The sequence below is a fragment of the Halomonas salipaludis genome (assembly GCF_002286975.1).
Lineage (GTDB): Bacteria > Pseudomonadota > Gammaproteobacteria > Pseudomonadales > Halomonadaceae > Franzmannia > Franzmannia salipaludis.
On record NZ_NSKB01000002.1, the window covers coordinates 766,300 to 782,779 of the forward strand.

Sequence of the window (16,480 nt, forward strand, 5' to 3'; positions counted from 1 at the left end):
TCTCCTATCCGCAAACGCTATAACAACGTAGATACGGCCTGACAACGAAAACAGCCCTTCACCCCCGAAAGGGCGAAGGACTGTGGATCAATTCACTATAAGACTTTCGCGAAGGCTTTGACAGCCCTTGCAACGCTTAGGGAAGCGCTGAACAAATCGGCGAGCGGAGCAAAGCGCAAGGCGCCCGGAGCGCAAGAACCGCAGCCTATGCGGTATAGGTGAGGATTCTGAGCACCGCGTAACGTAGCGATTTGCCCGCGCAGGCATTTGTGCAGTGTTTCTTCAGCGCCGCCGCGGCCGGGGCAGACCCTGCAGCGTGATAAAGTCGGCCTCCAGCTCGTCGGCCGCCACCACGCCGCGCTTGATATCCACCACCTCGCCACGGGCGTCGAACAGCACCAGGGTGCTCCGCGACACGCCGTACTCATTGGCGAAGCGGCGACCGCCGGTGCTGGCGATGTTGGCACGCCGCAGGGTCAGCTCCTCGTCCAGCCGGCTGCGCGCCTCCTGAGTCTGCTCGAGCAGCTGCTCGCAGCTGGTGCAGCCCGGCTCGTGCACCTGCACGACCACCGGCGCCCCCTCGCCGATGACGCTGAGGTCGCTGACTTCCCGCGCCTGGCGCGCCTCCATCGCGAACCACGCCGCCGGCACGGCGAGGATTGCCACCGCCACCAGCACGCCGCGCACCAGCCGCTTGGGGCTGAAGGGGCGCTTGCGCGGGGCAGGCCGGGAGGATGGTTTGGACGGTGTGGGCTTATGGCGTTTGCTCTTGCTGCGTGGCATGCATGGCTCCCTCAGGATGGCGATAGCCCAAGACTACGCCAGCACGCCGCGCTTGGCATCCATCTCGCCGCCCGTGCCGGCCAGCGGGGTTTTACCGCAACCGTTCAGCGCGACGGACTCCCCGCCATACGCGTCAGCACATCGTGATGCGCGTAACGGCGGTGGATCGCCACCATCGCCACATGACCGAGGATCAGCACCAGCAGCGGCCACCCCAGCAGCCCGTGGAAGATGCTGCCCAGCGCCACCATCCATTCGATCTCAGGGCCCTCGAAGCCCGGCATCAGCGGGATACCAAAGGCCGACAGCGAACGCCCCGAACCGTACTGGCGCAGCAACGCCACCAGCGGCACCACCAGCATCAGCGCATACAGCAACAGGTGGCCGAGTTTGGCCATCACGCTCACCGATGTCGGGCGCCGCGAAACATTGAGCAGCCTCCAGGCGCCGCGCATCAGCAGTAGCGTGAACAGCAGCACCCCGACATCGCGGTGCCACGTCCACATAAAGTCGTCGAAGGCGGAATCCTCGAACAGCACCCGCGCCGCCACGCTGGTGAACTGCCAGACAAACAGCAGCGCCATCGCCCATTCGGTTTCATTTTCCGTGCTGTTCAGGAAAAGGGATGAATTCAGCGTCGTCGCCCGGCGGGAGGCGAAAGCGGCCATGCTCAAAATCGCCCTCTATCCATGCTTGCTTGGCGGCCTCAAGTTTTTCCCGGGAAGAGGCGACAAAATTCCAGGAGATATAACGAGGACCGTTTAACGTCTCACCTCCAAGTAACATTAATCGAGCTCCAGCCTCACCGGCACCAATCGTTATAGGGTCGCCTGGCCGGAACACCATCATACGGCCAGCGGCGAAGGTTTCCCCTGCAATAACAACACTACCGGATATGACATAAATACCACGATCCTCATGGCCATCCGGCAATGGGAGCCTTGCACCTGGCTGCAGTCTCGCATCCGCATAGAACATTTCAGAGAAGGTCTGTACCGGTGCCCGCTCTCCCCAAGCAGTGCCTAGAATCAAGCGCACTTCTTTACCCTCACCTTCCAGCATTGGCAAAGACTCCTCGCCATGATGCTCAAAGCTGGCAGGCTGGTCTTCGTAAGCTTCGGGAAGCGCAACCCAAGTCTGTATCCCTAATACCGAGTGCTTGTTCTGGCGAGTGGTAGCACTGGTACGCTCGGAATGGGTGACCCCATTACCCGCCACCATCCAATTAACCGCGCCAGGACGGATTATCTTATTAGTGCCCAGGCTATCACGGTGCTGAAACTCTCCCTGATATAGATAAGTCACTGTGGCAAGCCCAATATGGGGATGTGGGCGAACATCAATGCCTTCATCCTTGAGAAATTCAACTGGCCCCATCTGATCGAAAAAGATGAACGGCCCCACCATCTGCCGTTTCGGGGCAGGCAGTGCACGACGTACCTCGAAACCGCCTAGGTCTCGTGCGCGAGGAACAATCAATGTCTCTATGTCATCCAGACTGCCGACGGATGGGCACTTTGGCTCTAAATCAGGCATCCAGCTCATGAGGTTTCTCCAGAAATAAGAGGTAGGTAAATGTGGCAGACACCTTACAACAACACATCGCGCCACTCTGAGTGGCGTGCAAACTGTGACTTGGCAAATGGGCATAGCGGCATGATTTTCTTACCCGAAGAGCGGGCATCCTCCACCGCTTGAGACACTAGCGCTACACCCACTTTCTGTCCGCGCATGGCATCAGGCACTTCGGTACTATCAATGATGATCATCGACTCACCTGCTTTCGAATAGGTCATCTCTGCTTTGGCACCATTGAGCTCGACCACATAGCGGCCTTTGGTATCGCTGACCTCATGTTCAATGGCATAAGAGTTTTCAGGCTTACCAGACATTGCTTTCTCCTCATCATATTAACCGAAAAACAATTCAATATGTACCTCTATAAACCAATAACCATTAGTAGCCTGCTCTTCCCATAGCATTTAAAGCATTACTAATTCTTAGTGTTTAGCACCTTTAACTAAATCTCATGCTCGGCCTTCATGTGGATGATTGAAAGTCAGGAAATGGCGCACGACCGGACCTTCCTTCCCTTGATGGAAACGTAAGACTTCTTCTTGGATATCGGCGGCTGATTTAGAAACACGCTTATGCTGACGCAGATGCTCGGCCCAGGATTCGACTTGGAACCACTCCAGCATCAAGGTGGGGTCAGCGGAATCCTCAGTAATGCCCCACGCATAGGCGCCATCGCGCCGTCTTTCAGCCGAGAGCCTAGCCAATGTTTTCAGAAAAGCTGAACGATCTTCCGGGGCAACTCGATACTCTATCTGGATAAGTACCGGGCCGCGGTCATACTCCACTGGAGTGGCCGTTAGCGGCTCGGGCCAGTGATTGGACGGTGCTAAGCCGGATTCGCCTTTGGGCAATTTGATACGATGTGCAATACATCCGATCGCTGCTAGCCCGACCGCGCCAGATAGTAGCGCCAACGGCACGCCAATCTCTTGAGCGATTACCCCCCATGCCACACTGCCTGCGGCCAGGGCACCATTGAACACCGTCAGATATACCGCAAGAGAGCGGCCACGTACCCAATTAGGAAGAATTGCCTGGGCTACACCATTGAGCGTCGTCAGTGCAGTAATCCAAGCGGCCCCAAGGATCAACAGAGAGGACACTGCAAGCCATTTAGGTGGCGCCAAGGATAGCAAAGTCATGACGGCCGAAGTGACTAATGCGGAGGTGAGAAGTAGACCATCGGCGCTAAGATACATACGCAGGCGAGGCATCACAGTAGCCCCTCCGATTGCTCCCAGACCAACAGCGCCAAGCAATATGCCATAGAAGCTTGGGCCACCTTCCAGTAACTGACGCGCGACCAGAGGCAGCAGTGCCCAGACTGAGCTGGCCATCGCAAAAAAGAGAAAGGCGCGCAACAGAACCACATGCAGCTCACGACTGGCGCGGGCATAGCGTAGCCCGGCCCGGAAAGCACCTGGAAAGCGTTCGGATAGGGCATCCCGTTGCGTTGCTGGCCGTTTCCACCAAATCAGCGCAGCGATGACGAATACATAGCTTAGGACGTCTACTCCATAGGTGAACGCTGCCCCCATACTGGCCAGCAGCAGGCCGCCCAGCGCAGGACCTACGGCACGGGCAATGTTGATCCCCAGCGAGTTGAGTCCCACTGCGTTCTTGAAGTCTTTCTTGTCTACCAGCTCGGGAACGATAGCCTGCCAAGTTGGCCCCATCAGAGCAACGCCGATGCCCCCTATAAAAGTGAGCATGATCAGTGATGCCACAGAATGCTGGTCCGCAAGCGATAGAATGACGAGGCAAACGCTGACACCGGCAAGCAGAAGCTGAATGCAGATCAGTAACTTACGTCGGTCGAGCATATCGGAAAGCACACCTGCCGGGATCGCCAAGAGAAAAACCGGCAGAGCCGCGGCAGCCTGCACCATAGCGACGGCCGCTGGCGAGGAGGATAAATCAGTCACCAGCCAGGCACTGGTAACATCACGCACGAAACTACCAATGCTGCCGATGATGGTGGCCGCCCAGAGTACGGCAAAAAGCCTCTGCCGCAACGGAGCAAACGCATTGTCGGACGACACGGGAAGAGGAGTGGACGGGGTCTTATTCATGTCTCTAGTTCCCGCAACCCAAGGGGTCTTAGCTCCAACGAAACGTACGTAAGCATTAGGTGTTCACCTTTACACGGCCCAGCAGGAGCAGCCGAGAGCCCCAAAGAAGCCTTTAAGATCCGATGTTGGCACTGGGGAGCCCCACGCTTGAGCATGATCATGGCCATGTAGACTACAGGCGCTAGCACAGCCGCAGGTGGCCACCGCCTGAGCGTGCAACGGTGCCAGGGAGTTCTTGCCTGCGCCCTCTGGCTCGCCCCAGGCTCCATAGCCCTTAAAGGTGCGTGTCGGCGACCAGTCAGGCATAGCAGGTGGTAGTGGGTTGTCGTCCAGTGGCGCAAAATCATTGTCTCCATAGACAATGCGCCCCCCCACTACTGTCAAGTCGGAAGTCAGGAAGGATATTTCGTCTTCAGGTACGCTGAAGAAATCCCTGCTCGGCACGATAAAGTCAGCCAACTGGCCGGCCTCGATGCGGCCCCGCTTGCCCTCCTCGTTGGAGAACCAGGCCACGTTCTCGGTCCACATTCGTAATGCTGTTTCACGATCGAGCAGATTCTTTCGCGGATATAAACCGAGACCGCCGACTGTTTTTCCGGTGATCATCCATGACAGCGAGACCCAAGGATTGTAGGAAGCTACGCGAGTCGCATCAGTACCTGCCGAAACCTTGACTCCCTTTTCAAGTATACGTTTGACAGGCGGTGTAGCTTCTGCAGCGCGGGAGCCATAGCGTTCCACGAAATACTCGCCCTGGTAAGCCATTCGATGCTGTACTGCGATACCACCGCCTAGCTCGGCGATGCGATCAATAGAACGCTCAGTGATAGTCTCCGCGTGGTCGAAGAACCAGTTGATACCCTCCAGCGGAATATCCTGATTCACTTTTTCGAATACATCTAGGGCTCGGGATATGGTCTCGTCATAGGTGGCATGAAGACGCCACGGCCACTTATTTTGTGCCAAGATGCGCACAACTTCTTCCAGTTCGCCCTCCATCTCAGGTGGCATATCTGGACGCGGCTGGCGGAAATCTTCAAAGTCCGCTGCCGAAAAAACCAACATTTCGCCAGCGCCATTGTGGCGAAAATAGTCGCCACCCTGCTTGTAAGTAACACTTGAAGTCCAGTTGAGGAAGTCATCTTTCTCCTCCTGAGGCTTCTGAGTAAACAAATTGTAGGCCAAACGTATGGTCATTTGTCCTTTATCAGCCAGCTTTTGAATCACTGCATAATCATCGGGATAATTCTGAAAACCACCACCCGCATCTATGACACCAGTAACCCCAAGGCGATTAAGCTCGCGCATGAAGTGGCGCGTCGAGTTGACTTGGTAGTCGAACGGCAGCGTGGGGCCCTTAGCTAAAGTGGAATAAAGAATCATCGCGTTGGGTTTGGCCAGCAGCAGGCCGGTGGGGTTGCCGTTGGCATCGCGGGTGATCTGGCCGCCAGGAGGTTCGGGCGTGGTCTTTGTATAGCCCACGGCCCGTAAGGCAGCACCATTAAGTAGCGCACGATCATAAAGATGTAGCAGAAAAACCGGTGTGTCCGGCGCAATCGCATTTATTTCATCGACTGTTGGTAATCTTTTCTCAACGAACTGGTGCTCGGTGAAGCCGCCTACCACACGTACCCATTGTGGCGCCGGGGTAACAGCGACCTGACGTCTGAGCATATCCATCGCGTCAGCCAGCGAGCGTACACCGTCCCAACGTAGCTCGAGGTTGTAGTTCAAGCCGCCGCGCACCACGTGGGTATGGTTATCGTATAGACCAGGCAATGCGTTGCGGCGCTTGAGGTCTACGACCCGGGTGCTGGCGCCAGCCAGGGGCATGACATCCTGATCTGAGCCAACGGCCAAGAACTTGCCATCCTTGATCGCAACCGCAGTAGCAGTGGGGTTGGCGCGATCGAGCGTTGTTATCTGGCCATTATGGAAGATAATGTCGGGAGTAGAGTCAGACATGAGAGTACGTCCTTCACAAGGGGTGTAGCAGCTTCCCAATACGCTGCTTAAGACGGTTTATCTTCCCGCGCCTGTTTCGACACATGTCGACCAGGTAATTGTCCAAGCACATGGTCAAGCGTTTGCGACTTAGTACACGCAGTACTGAAGGCGGAGCCAGTCAATAAATGTTTACCAACTGGAACGACCTGCTCACCGAGCAGAATACCGAGCAAGCCGACTAGCGCTACCAAGGGGGGTGCCGGTGAACGCACGCTCAGGAGGCTATAGATGACGCCAACTAGCAGGCCAGCTCCCAATGACAAGACATAGATTTTCATAGTCCACCTCGATGGTTGACATACGCGCGTTTCACTTTACCCGAAACCGTTCTCTCGTGGGCTTGAGCGCCTCTTTCCCAACTTTAGCCTGGGAGAACAGGCATCCCTGTATCGTTCTCCCAGACTTGCTCCGTGCTTATTTTTTAGCGGGGTTAGGCCCTTTACGGTCACCATGCTTCACACGCTCAGGCGCCTTGTGAACCATGGTGTAAGCATAGTCGATGCCCATACCGTAGGCGCCGGAATGCTCCTTTGCGATAGCCATCACGGCATCGTAGGTATCCCGGTGGGCCCAGTCGCGTTGCCACTCCAACAGTACCTGCTGCCAGGTCACTGGTACCACGCCGGCCTGGATCATGCGCTGCATGGCATAGTCGTGAGCATCTTGCGAGGTACCGCCGGAAGCGTCCGCGACCATATAGATTTCGTATCCAGCATCGTGCATGGCGGAAAGTGCGAAAGTAGTGTTGCACACTTCGGTCCATAACCCCGAGACAATTACCTTCTTACGGCTGTTTGAGGCCAGAGAGTCGCGCACGTTCTGATCATCCCAGGAGTTCATCGAGGTACGCTCAAGAATCTCATGGTCAGGAAAGACAGCCAGTAACTCTGGATACGTGTGCCCCGAGAAACTTTCAGTTTCAACGGTCGTAATGGTCGTTGGGATGTCAAAGACCTTCGCTGCCTTGGCCAAGCCTACAACATTATTTTTCAAGGCTTGCCGATCTATGGACTGCACACCGAATGCCATTTGCGGCTGTTGATCGATGAAGATGATCTGGCTGTTCTGGGGGGTCAAAACTTCGAGTAATTCTTTTGACATTATCTTTCTCCTTCGAAGGATGGGGAGTGCATTACGACTGCTTGGTACATAATCAGCGACAGGTAGCGTAATAACGCAAGGATTGCCGCTATCTCTTACTACTCCACGTTTAAAGACAAGGTGGCTGCATTCACCCGCATTTATTCAAAATCCTCAGGATGCTTGAACATGAGTAACTCTCTCACCTTGGATTCATGCTGGCCTATGATCCCGCTGATTGGCAGCGGTTGCGGTACTTCGTCATGTACTGAAGAGAATTTTAGTAACCCCTGTCGGCCCCTACGTCGCCGATCCTGCTGAGACGGTGCCGATCTTGCGGTTTGGTGAAAAAGTTGTGGATGACCACAACCACACAACAAACAATAGGCCATGCCTTAAATGGAAAATCTCTTTCGACTCTATTATTTTTACCCAATGGCGACACCAATCATGAGCTACATTCCTCTATTCCAACACTCAAATTTACAGCGCCACCATATAGAAATTCTTGCCTCTATATCTGAAAATATAAAGCAATCACTGAAGGGCTGAATATATCTATAGAAGTTTCTTGCGTAGGAGGAATTTCTTCCTAACGTCTTCGGCTTCGTCCCCTAAAGACGCGTCTTAGGATCGGCGAATTACCAAGTTACGGATTTCGGTCATGTCCTCCATCGCGAAACGTACGCCTTCGCGGCCCAGGCCCGAGTCCTTGACCCCGCCATAGGGCATGTTGTCGACGCGATAGCTGGGCACATCGTTGATCACCACGCCACCGACATCGAGGTGATCCCAGGCATCGAACATCTTGAACAAGTCGCGGGTAAAGATGCCCGCCTGCAGCCCGAATTTAGAGGCGTTGACCTCGGTGAGAGCAGCATTGAAATCAGTGAAGCGTGACAGCACAGCGACCGGGCCGAATGCCTCTTCAGTGACGATGCTGGTGTCGGCAGACACGGCTTCGAGTAGGGTGGCAGCGAGCATCGCACCCTCGCGGTTGCCGCCGCAGAGCAGAGTACCACCAGCGGCGACTGCCTCGTTGATCCAGGTTTCGAGCCGCGTCGCTTCCTTGACATGAATCATCGGGCCGATGAAGGTGTCGTGCTGTTTGGGGTCGCCCGCCACCAGCGTCTTTGTCCTGGCGACCAGCATGTCGCGGAAACGGTCGTAGATATCGGCATGGATGATGATGCGCTGCACCCCGATACAGCTCTGCCCCGACTGGTAGAAAGCCCCGAAAATGACACGCTCCAGCGCATCATCGAGATCGGCATCCGCATCGACGATCACTGCGGCATTACCGCCGAGCTCGAGCACCACTTTTTTCTTGCCGCAGCGCGCCTTGAGATCCCAACCGACATCGGGAGATCCAGTGAACGAAAGTAGCTTGAGTCGTTCATCGGTGGTGAACAGGTCGGCACCGTCGCGGCTGGCGGGCAGGATCGAGAATGCGCCTTTGGGCAGGTCGGTCTCGGCCAGCACTTCGCCGATGATGATCGCGCCCAAGGGGGTGCGGCTAGCCGGTTTCATCACGAACGGGCAGCCCACCGCTAGTGCCGGGGCTATCTTGTGAGCGGCCAGGTTGAGCGGGAAGTTGAACGGTGAGATGAACGAACAGGGCCCGATGGGCACGCGCTTCCAGATGCCCTGATAGCCCTTGGCTCGCGCCGAAATATCGAGCGGCTGGACCTCTCCGGTCATCCGCACCGACTCCTCGGCGGCGATACGAAAGGTATCGATCAGTCGACCGACCTCCCCCTCGCTGTCCTTGATCGGCTTGCCCGCCTCGACGCACAGCGCGTACGCGAGTTCATCGAACCGTTCGGTGAAGCGGGTTACGCAATGGGTGAGCACCGCCTGACGCTCGTAGCTCGCCATCCGCGCCATTGGGTCTGCTGCCTCGACTGCGCCGGCAATCGCCGCATCGATCGTCGCGGCATCGGCCTGGGCAACGTGGAACGCAACCGCGCCGGTGAACTTGTCGGTCACGGCAAGATCGGTGTTCGGCTGTTGCGCCACGTTGTTGAGATAGAGCGGATAGATGGACTTGAGATTAGTCATTCGAAACTCCCGGGGCGCATCCCGCTTTCCACCGAAGCTGAGGAAAAGGAGTGCAATTCTTTCGACAGCATCTTGATGTCGATGTTGAGGATCTGGTCATTCTCTGAATAGTCGACCGGGCAGTCGATCAGATGAACGCCCGGTGTGTCGCGGGTATGTGCGAGCAATTGCTGGAGGTGCTCAGCACTTTCCACGCGATGCCCGAACGCGCCATAGCTTTCTGCGTACTTAACGAAATCGGGATTGCCATAAGTCAGCCCCCAGTCCTTGAGGCCCATGTTCGACTGCTTCCAGCGGATCATGCCATAGCTGTTGTCGTTGAGGATCAGCACGGTGAGGTTGAGCTTCAAGCGAATGGCGGTCTCCATTTCCTGGCTGTTCATCATGAAGCCGCCATCTCCGCAGATCGCCATCACCTTGCGCTCGGGATAGACCATCGCCGAGGCCATGGCCGAGGGCAGGCCCGCACCCATCGTGGCGAGCGCGTTGTCGAGCAACACGGTATTGGGACGGTAAGCCGGATAGTCGCGTGCAAACCAGATTTTATACACCCCGTTGTCGAGGCAGATGATGCCGTTTTCGGGCATCGCCGCGCGGACCTGTTCGACCAGATGTGGAGGGAAGATAGGGAAGCGTGCATCGCCCGAGATCGACGCGGTGTGCACGACCTGGCGCTTGCGCGCCTCCAGTATCGCGTCGAACGTCCAGCCGCCATTGGGAACGATGTCCTGCTTGATCTGCCAGATAGCATTGGCGATGTCGCCAACAACCTCGATCTGCGGAAAATAGACCGGATCCACCTCAGCTGTCTTGGACGAAATATGGATCACCTGCGTACCGCCCGGCAGCATGAAGAATGGCGGTTTCTCGATCACGTCATGACCGATATTAACGATCAGGTCGGCGGCCTCGACCGCGCGGTGGACAAAGTCGCCCGATGACAGAGCCGCACAGCCGACAAACTTGGGGTGACGTTCGTCGATCACGCCCTTGCCGAGCTGAGTGGTAATGAACGGAATGCCAGTCTTCTCAATGAATTGGTTCAGCATCCGGCAGGTCATAGTGCGGTTGGCACCTGCGCCGATCACCAGAATCGGCGATTTGGCGTTTTCAAGGGCATGCACCGCAGCGCGGATCGACTTCCCGTCGGCACTGGGCCGTCGCGTGTGGCTGCGTTTGAGCGGCATCGACTCGGTCTTCTCGTCGGCGATGTCCTCGGGAAACTCGATATGCGTCGCGCCGGGTTTCTCCTCTTCGGCGAGCCGGAACGCCTCACGCACCCGGCTGGGGATGTTGTCGGCACTGGCGAGCTGATGGGTGAACTTGGTCAGCGGCTTCATCATGTCAACCACATCGAGGATCTGGAAGCGGCCTTGCTTCGACTTTTTGATTGGTTTTTGACCGGTGACCATCAGGATCGGCATACCACCAAGCTGCGCATAGGCGGCGGCGGTGACTAGATTCGTCGCGCCCGGCCCTAGCGTCGCCATGCACACCCCGGTCTTGCCGGTATGTCGGCCATAGGTGGCAGCCATGAAGCCTGCCCCCTGTTCGTGCCGGGTAAGGATCAGCTGAATCGAGGTCGAGCGGCTGAGACTGTCGAGCATATCGAGATTCTCCTCGCCAGGAACCCCGAAAATATACTCTACCCCTTCTTCCTCAAGGCACTGGATGAATAGATCGGATGCTTTGGTCATGATGGAATTCTCCTGGAGCCTGAAGAATGGATCCATATCAAGGAAAGAGTGCATCGCCGCTAACTAAAAAAGAGAACGTGAACGAAATCGGTCTGCTGGGCGTGGCAAGCGATCAACAGGGGGTCTGAACTACCTTAGCAACCACTTCGACAAGTTACGGCGCAAAAACTGCGGTTTAGTTGCCAATCTTGCGATCAATCGCAGCGAAGCTACCGTTCCAAGTCAAGTCCACATGGCATAGCACCTAACCTCACTTCAAGTAGACGTTAGCGTTTTCATAGCTGCCCCAGGAGTTTTGCCATTGAGCAAGCGGTCGCTTAACGAGCAGCTATATGTCCTTGAGGGCTAAGGACGCTACCGTACCGCAATTGACCGCAAGATTGGCAACCACAACGCAGATAACGCACCGCGCTTCATCTAAACGCTTGCTAGGGTCAACAAACTGGCACCACTGAGCACTTTCGTTCGGATTGTCCCCCATCTTGAAGGGGGCATGGCCCTTCCGTCGACACCGCTCGCCACAGCAGCCATGACGCCCTCTTGCCCCTGCCGTTTCCAGGAATTGTCCATGCTTGCCCCCGAAGGAGAACTGACATGGCTATAAGCACCGCCTCCGTCCGGCCATTCCGCTGCTATACAGGCGCTAAGGAGCGCATCGCAATGATGCGCGAATGAAGAGTGTCCTGATTGCTGAACTTTTCGATATCCCTTCTTTGCCATAACGAGGATTTATTATGAAAGCGCTGATACTTAACGCATTTGGCGGCCCGGAATCGTTCGAGCTTAGTGAGGTACCCAAGCCAGTGCCGCACGCGGGACAAGTGCTGGTGCGGGTACACGCAACCTCCATCAATCCGCTGGATTACCAGGTGCGACGTGGGGATTATTCCGACCTGGTGCCGCTACCGGCCATTACCGGGCATGACGTGTCCGGCGTTGTCGAAGCCGTCGGGCCGGGGGTGACGAGCTTCGTGCCAGGCGACGAAGTCTGGTACACCCCGCAGATTTTTGACGGCCCTGGAAGTTATGCCGAGTACCATGTTGCAGCCGAAAACATCATCGGCAAGAAGCCGCCTTCGCTGAGTCATCTCGAGGCGGCCAGCTTGACCCTGGTTGGCGGGACGGTGTGGGAAGCCCTGGTCGTGCGTGCGGCGCTTAGGGTGGGAGAGAGCATCCTGGTGCACGGTGGTGCTGGCGGCGTCGGCCATGTGGCGATCCAGGTGGCAAAAGCCATGGGCGCCATGGTGTTCACCACCGTGCGCGACACAAACGTTGATTTCGTACGAAATATAGGTGCCGACGTGGTCATCGACTACGAAGAGGAGGATTACGTCGACGTCATCCTGCGGGAAACCAATGGGCACGGCGTCGATGTAGTGTTCGATACTATTGGCGGCAACACCTTGTCGCGTAGCTCCGACGTGCTCGCACAACTTGGCCGAGTGGTCTCGATTGTGGACATTGCACAGCCGCAAAATGTCATTGAGGCCTGGGGCAAGAATGCTAGTTTTCACTTCGTTTTCACCCGACAGAACCGCGGCAAACTGGATGAATTGAGTGCCTTGGTAGCACGCGGTCAGCTGCGGCCACATGTAGGCGCGGTGTACTCCCTAGCCGACATTCCAGTCGCCCATGCTCTGCTGGAGAGGCGAAAAAATGGTCTCCAGGGAAAAATTGCGATTGCCGTCGAGCCACAAGCTCATCTCGTCAGTGTGAATTTTTAACCGTTGGACTCGACACGAGGGGCTGCCACCAAAGTTTATGAAATCGCGCTACTACCCGTTCGCAATGAGCATATTGAGCAGTTCAGACGTGCATTCACCGAAGCGGCTCGACGCTCTACCCTTGAAGCGCAAGAGCCTGGCATTGCACTGGGAGCTGATGTTCACCAGCGCCATTTTCCAGACCACCGACATGATCCGCCAGCACGACCTGCTGGAGCGCGTTGCCGCCCTGATCGACGAAGGCGCACTACAGACCACTATGACCGAGCGTTTCGGAGCCCTCGACGTCAACAACATGCGCCGTGCCCACGCCCAGCATCGGTTCGGTCGGTCTGCTCGGCAACTTCATAGGCGAAAAACCGCAGGACGGATCGCATCGCGATTGACAGCAAGATCGGCAACTACATCGCAGGTATCGCACCACGCTGCGTGAAAGCGCTTGCTAGAGTCATCAGACTGGAACCACCGAGCACTTCCGTTCGAAATGGAACCTATCAGAACGGCACGGCGCAAGCGTCGATGCCACTCACCATGGTGCCATCCGCTTCCAGGAATTGCTTAAGCTCAACCTGAAGGAGAACTGTCATGGCTATGATCACTACATCCGATGGTACCAACATCTTTTACAAGGACTGGGGCCTGAAAGACGCGCAGCCAGTGATGTTTCACCACGGCTGGCCGCTGAGCGGCGACGACTGGGACACACAAATGCTGTTCTTTTTGTCTCAAGGCTACCGGGTCATTGCACATGACAGGCGCGGCCATGGCCGTTCAGACCAGACCGATACAGGTAACGAAATGAACACGTACGCCGCGGATGTTGCGGCCATCGTGAAGGCGCTGGACCTCCGTGATGTCATTCATATCGGCCATTCGACCGGCGGTGGCGAGGTCGCCCGTTATGCCGCCCAGGCTAAGCCCGGCCGCGTCGCCAAGGCCGTGCTGATCGGCGCGGTTCCTCCCGTGATGGTCAGGTCCGACAAAAACCCGGACGGCATCCCGATGGAGGTTTTCGACGGATTTCGCGAGGCACTGGCCCAGAACCGTGCGCAATTCTACAAAGGTATCCCGAGTGGTCCGTTCTACGGCTTCAACCGCGAGGGTGCAGAGGTAAGCCAGGGCCTGATCGACAACTGGTGGCGGCAGGGCATGGCCGGTGGCGCAAAGGCGCATTACGACTGCATCAAGGCATTTTCCGAGACCGACTTTACCGCGGATCTGGAAGCGATCACCGTTCCGGTCCTTTTCCTTCACGGCGAAGACGATCAGATCGTCCCGATCGAGAACTCGGCACACAAGGCGGTCAAGCTGGTGCGTGACGGAACGCTGAAGACCTACCCGGGCCTTTCGCACGGTCTGTTCGCTACCCATCCCGAGGTTGTGAACGCCGATCTGCTGGCGTTCGTTCGCGCCTGACGAGACAGGCATACTGTCGTGGCGACCCGCCGTTCACGGCAGTATGCCAAAGCCGCGGTAGCATCGAACACCATTGCATCGCGTTACTGGCAAACTACCCTCCTCGCTCGATGTGAAAGGATCAACGCATGAATGTCATCAGGATTGCGATTGCAGGTTTCGGCGGCGTCGGCCGCGCTACGGCCAATCTGCTCCTTTCCCGTCGCGAAGCCTATCGGCAGGTCTATCGGGCGGATGTACGACTGGTGGCGATCTGCGGTTCGCGGTCCGGCATGATGGATGTGGGGGGAATTGAAGCTGACCGGTTCGATTCACTAGAACCTGGCCTGTCGGGGCCGGATTTCATCGAAGCGAGCGACGCCGACATATTGGTCGAAGCAGGGCCGAGTGATTTTCGCACCGGCGGTCCAGGCCTTGCCTACATTCGCTCGGCGCTGTCGGCCGGGCGCGACACGATCGTCATATCCAAGGGTGCGTTGGTCCACAGCGGTAGAGAGTTACAGGCGCTCGCGCAGGCTTCGGGGGCGATGCTGAAGATCAGCGGCGCGGCGGCAGCCGCTTTGCCGACGGTCGATCTTCTTGAGCACAGCCTGAAGGGCAGCGAGGTACTCGAGATCGAGGGCATCCTCAACGCCACCACCAATTTCCTGCTCGACGCCATGACAGCGCAAGGGCTCGGTTTCGACGAGGCGCTGCGTCAGGCGCAGACGGGCGGTTTCGCGGAGGCCGACCCGCGCAACGACACCGAGGGCTGGGACACAGCCAGCAAGCTGCTTATCATCGCCAATTTCGGCCTCGGAGCCGAGCTGACGATGGACGACCTTGCCGTGGAAGGCATCCAGTCCGTCACCCGCGAGCGCATCGAGGCGTGGCATGTTCAAGGCCTTGTCCCCAAACTCGTCGGCCATCTCACGAACTCGAATGGTGAAATTCGCGCAAGTGTCGGCATCCGGACCTACCCCCTCGCCGACCCGCTGGCGAATGTGCGCGGAAAGGACAAGGCGATACGCATCACCACCGATGCGATGGGCGAGACTGTTGCTATCGGGGCCGGCAGGGAGCCGCTCGCCACCGCCGCCGCCGCGCTAAAGGATTTCGAGCATATTCTCATGGCTCGCTGCGGCAGGCCGACACCTCCCGAGAAAGCATCATGACCCAGCGCACGGTAAAGGCCCTTCGCCATATCGGTTTCGAGGATCTCGGCAGCTTTGAAGCCCCTTTGCGGGAGGCCGGCTACGAGATCGAGTATGTCGATGTGGCGGAGTGCAACCTTGAGGACCAAGATCCGCTCGGCCCGGATCTTCTCGTAGTTTTGGGCGGCCCGATAGGTGTCTACGAGCACGAGGCCTATCCGTTCATCTTAGAAGAGACCCGGCTTCTGCGGACACGTCTCGAGGCCGGCTTGCCGACGCTCGGTATTTGCCTTGGCGCGCAACTAATGGCAGCCGCCCTCGGCGCCCGTGTCTATCCAGGACCGGCCAAGGAGATCGGCTGGTCGGCACTGAAGCTTGCAAACTCTGATGAACTCAACCCTCTTGCTGCCTTGCGCGGCATTTCCGTGCTGCACTGGCACGGCGATACGTTCGACCTGCCGGACGGCTGTCGCCTTCTCGCGTCGACGGCACTATATCGAAATCAGGCCTTCTCGCGTGGACCGAACATGCTCGGGCTTCAGTTTCATGCGGAAATTCTGAGCGCGCGCTTCGAGCATTGGCTTTTAGGGCATGCGAGTGAGTTGGCGACGACAGGCATCAACCCGATTACCCTACGCCGAGATGCACAGCGCCATGCAGGTAGGGCCGAGACGGCTAGAGTATAGAGCGACAATTACTCTGGCCGGCCGACGACAACTATTGTGGCCGGTTGCCCTAAGCTTGACCGCTTGTCCCGACCCACCAGGGAGCCGGTATGGCGGTCACCAGCCAACAGGTCACGCTCTATATGTCGCAACGCCAACAAGGCCAGACCCAGGAGGTCGCCGCCGCCAAGGCCGGCCTCTCCGTCAGAACCGCTCGCCGCCTCGAACGCCGGGCCGAGTCCTCTGAGCTGCCGGCACCACGGC

15 protein-coding genes are annotated in these 16,480 nt (G+C 57.3%); 5 read left to right on the plus strand and 10 right to left on the minus strand.

Annotated elements, in window-relative coordinates:
* Nucleotides 1-282 precede the first annotated feature (282 nt).
* From CK498_RS07505 to CK498_RS07550, 10 genes are all read right to left on the minus strand, one after another.
* Nucleotides 283-783 carry a thioredoxin domain-containing protein gene (locus tag CK498_RS07505; RefSeq protein ID WP_095620205.1) on the minus strand — a complete coding sequence of 167 codons (501 nt, stop codon included), beginning with the start codon at nucleotides 781-783 and terminating at the stop codon, nucleotides 283-285.
* Nucleotides 784-887: 104 nt separating this feature from the next.
* Nucleotides 888-1,367 carry a cytochrome b gene (locus CK498_RS07510; protein ID WP_217987717.1) on the minus strand — a complete coding sequence of 160 codons (480 nt, stop codon included), beginning with the start codon at nucleotides 1,365-1,367 and terminating at the stop codon, nucleotides 888-890.
* A gap of 13 nt (nucleotides 1,368-1,380) precedes the next feature.
* The gene (locus CK498_RS07515) at nucleotides 1,381-2,328 is read right to left on the minus strand and encodes a pirin family protein (protein WP_095620207.1); all 948 of its coding nucleotides are present in this window, start codon (nucleotides 2,326-2,328) and stop codon (nucleotides 1,381-1,383) included.
* Nucleotides 2,329-2,372: 44 nt separating this feature from the next.
* Nucleotides 2,373-2,675 (minus strand): GNAT family N-acetyltransferase, encoded by a 303-nt coding sequence (locus tag CK498_RS07520; protein WP_095620208.1) that lies wholly within the window; start codon nucleotides 2,673-2,675, stop codon nucleotides 2,373-2,375.
* Between the two features lie 135 nt (nucleotides 2,676-2,810).
* Nucleotides 2,811-4,433, minus strand: a complete 1,623-nt coding sequence (locus CK498_RS07525; protein ID WP_095620209.1) for an MFS transporter — start codon at nucleotides 4,431-4,433, stop codon at nucleotides 2,811-2,813.
* A 69-nt stretch (nucleotides 4,434-4,502) separates the two neighbouring features.
* Nucleotides 4,503-6,398, minus strand: a complete 1,896-nt coding sequence (locus CK498_RS07530) for an amidohydrolase (RefSeq protein ID WP_095620210.1) — start codon at nucleotides 6,396-6,398, stop codon at nucleotides 4,503-4,505.
* A 47-nt stretch (nucleotides 6,399-6,445) separates the two neighbouring features.
* Nucleotides 6,446-6,718, minus strand: a complete 273-nt coding sequence (locus tag CK498_RS26855; protein WP_095620211.1) for a XapX domain-containing protein — start codon at nucleotides 6,716-6,718, stop codon at nucleotides 6,446-6,448.
* A gap of 136 nt (nucleotides 6,719-6,854) precedes the next feature.
* Nucleotides 6,855-7,541: a hydrolase gene (locus CK498_RS07540; protein WP_095620212.1), complete on the minus strand. Its 687-nt coding sequence runs from the start codon at nucleotides 7,539-7,541 to the stop codon at nucleotides 6,855-6,857.
* Between the two features lie 606 nt (nucleotides 7,542-8,147).
* Nucleotides 8,148-9,581: an aldehyde dehydrogenase family protein gene (locus CK498_RS07545; protein ID WP_095620213.1), complete on the minus strand. Its 1,434-nt coding sequence runs from the start codon at nucleotides 9,579-9,581 to the stop codon at nucleotides 8,148-8,150.
* Nucleotides 9,578-11,278 carry an acetolactate synthase large subunit gene (locus CK498_RS07550; protein ID WP_095620214.1) on the minus strand — a complete coding sequence of 567 codons (1,701 nt, stop codon included), beginning with the start codon at nucleotides 11,276-11,278 and terminating at the stop codon, nucleotides 9,578-9,580. Before CK498_RS07550 ends, CK498_RS07545 begins: the two co-directional genes overlap by 4 nt.
* Before the next feature lie 734 nt (nucleotides 11,279-12,012).
* On the opposite strand from CK498_RS07550, the gene CK498_RS07555 reads away from it, so the two are divergent.
* The 5 genes from CK498_RS07555 (at nucleotide 12,013) to CK498_RS07575 (ending at nucleotide 16,237) form a co-directional block, all read left to right on the plus strand.
* Nucleotides 12,013-13,002, plus strand: coding sequence for a zinc-dependent alcohol dehydrogenase family protein (locus tag CK498_RS07555; RefSeq protein WP_095620215.1), 990 nt, complete (start codon nucleotides 12,013-12,015; stop codon nucleotides 13,000-13,002).
* A gap of 37 nt (nucleotides 13,003-13,039) precedes the next feature.
* Complete coding sequence (locus CK498_RS07560; protein ID WP_095620216.1) at nucleotides 13,040-13,435, plus strand: zinc-binding dehydrogenase; 396 nt, start codon at nucleotides 13,040-13,042, stop codon at nucleotides 13,433-13,435.
* A 152-nt stretch (nucleotides 13,436-13,587) separates the two neighbouring features.
* Nucleotides 13,588-14,418 (plus strand): alpha/beta fold hydrolase, encoded by an 831-nt coding sequence (locus CK498_RS07565; protein WP_095620217.1) that lies wholly within the window; start codon nucleotides 13,588-13,590, stop codon nucleotides 14,416-14,418.
* A gap of 128 nt (nucleotides 14,419-14,546) precedes the next feature.
* The gene (locus tag CK498_RS07570; RefSeq protein ID WP_095620218.1) at nucleotides 14,547-15,572 is read left to right on the plus strand and encodes a homoserine dehydrogenase; all 1,026 of its coding nucleotides are present in this window, start codon (nucleotides 14,547-14,549) and stop codon (nucleotides 15,570-15,572) included.
* A complete protein-coding gene (locus tag CK498_RS07575) occupies nucleotides 15,569-16,237 on the plus strand; it encodes a glutamine amidotransferase (RefSeq protein WP_095620219.1) in 669 nt (222 codons plus the stop codon). The genes CK498_RS07570 and CK498_RS07575 overlap by 4 nt, the downstream gene beginning before the upstream one ends.
* The last annotated feature ends 243 nt before the right edge of the window (nucleotides 16,238-16,480 follow it).

Bases quoted from the DNA above. Each gene is read 5' to 3' on its own strand.
- CK498_RS07505 (WP_095620205.1), bottom strand. From the start codon at position 783: ATGCCACGCAGCAAGAGCAAACGCCATAAGCCCACACCGTCCAAACCA.
- CK498_RS07510 (WP_217987717.1), bottom strand. From the start codon at position 1,367: ATGGCGCTGCTGTTTGTCTGGCAGTTCACCAGCGTGGCGGCGCGGGTG.
- CK498_RS07515 (WP_095620207.1), bottom strand. From the start codon at position 2,328: ATGAGCTGGATGCCTGATTTAGAGCCAAAGTGCCCATCCGTCGGCAGT.
- CK498_RS07520 (WP_095620208.1), bottom strand. From the start codon at position 2,675: ATGTCTGGTAAGCCTGAAAACTCTTATGCCATTGAACATGAGGTCAGC.
- CK498_RS07525 (WP_095620209.1), bottom strand. From the start codon at position 4,433: ATGAATAAGACCCCGTCCACTCCTCTTCCCGTGTCGTCCGACAATGCG.
- CK498_RS07530 (WP_095620210.1), bottom strand. From the start codon at position 6,398: ATGTCTGACTCTACTCCCGACATTATCTTCCATAATGGCCAGATAACA.
- CK498_RS26855 (WP_095620211.1), bottom strand. From the start codon at position 6,718: ATGAAAATCTATGTCTTGTCATTGGGAGCTGGCCTGCTAGTTGGCGTC.
- CK498_RS07540 (WP_095620212.1), bottom strand. From the start codon at position 7,541: ATGTCAAAAGAATTACTCGAAGTTTTGACCCCCCAGAACAGCCAGATC.
- CK498_RS07545 (WP_095620213.1), bottom strand. From the start codon at position 9,581: ATGACTAATCTCAAGTCCATCTATCCGCTCTATCTCAACAACGTGGCG.
- CK498_RS07550 (WP_095620214.1), bottom strand. From the start codon at position 11,278: ATGACCAAAGCATCCGATCTATTCATCCAGTGCCTTGAGGAAGAAGGG.
- CK498_RS07555 (WP_095620215.1), top strand. From the start codon at position 12,013: ATGAAAGCGCTGATACTTAACGCATTTGGCGGCCCGGAATCGTTCGAG.
- CK498_RS07560 (WP_095620216.1), top strand. From the start codon at position 13,040: ATGAAATCGCGCTACTACCCGTTCGCAATGAGCATATTGAGCAGTTCA.
- CK498_RS07565 (WP_095620217.1), top strand. From the start codon at position 13,588: ATGGCTATGATCACTACATCCGATGGTACCAACATCTTTTACAAGGAC.
- CK498_RS07570 (WP_095620218.1), top strand. From the start codon at position 14,547: ATGAATGTCATCAGGATTGCGATTGCAGGTTTCGGCGGCGTCGGCCGC.
- CK498_RS07575 (WP_095620219.1), top strand. From the start codon at position 15,569: ATGACCCAGCGCACGGTAAAGGCCCTTCGCCATATCGGTTTCGAGGAT.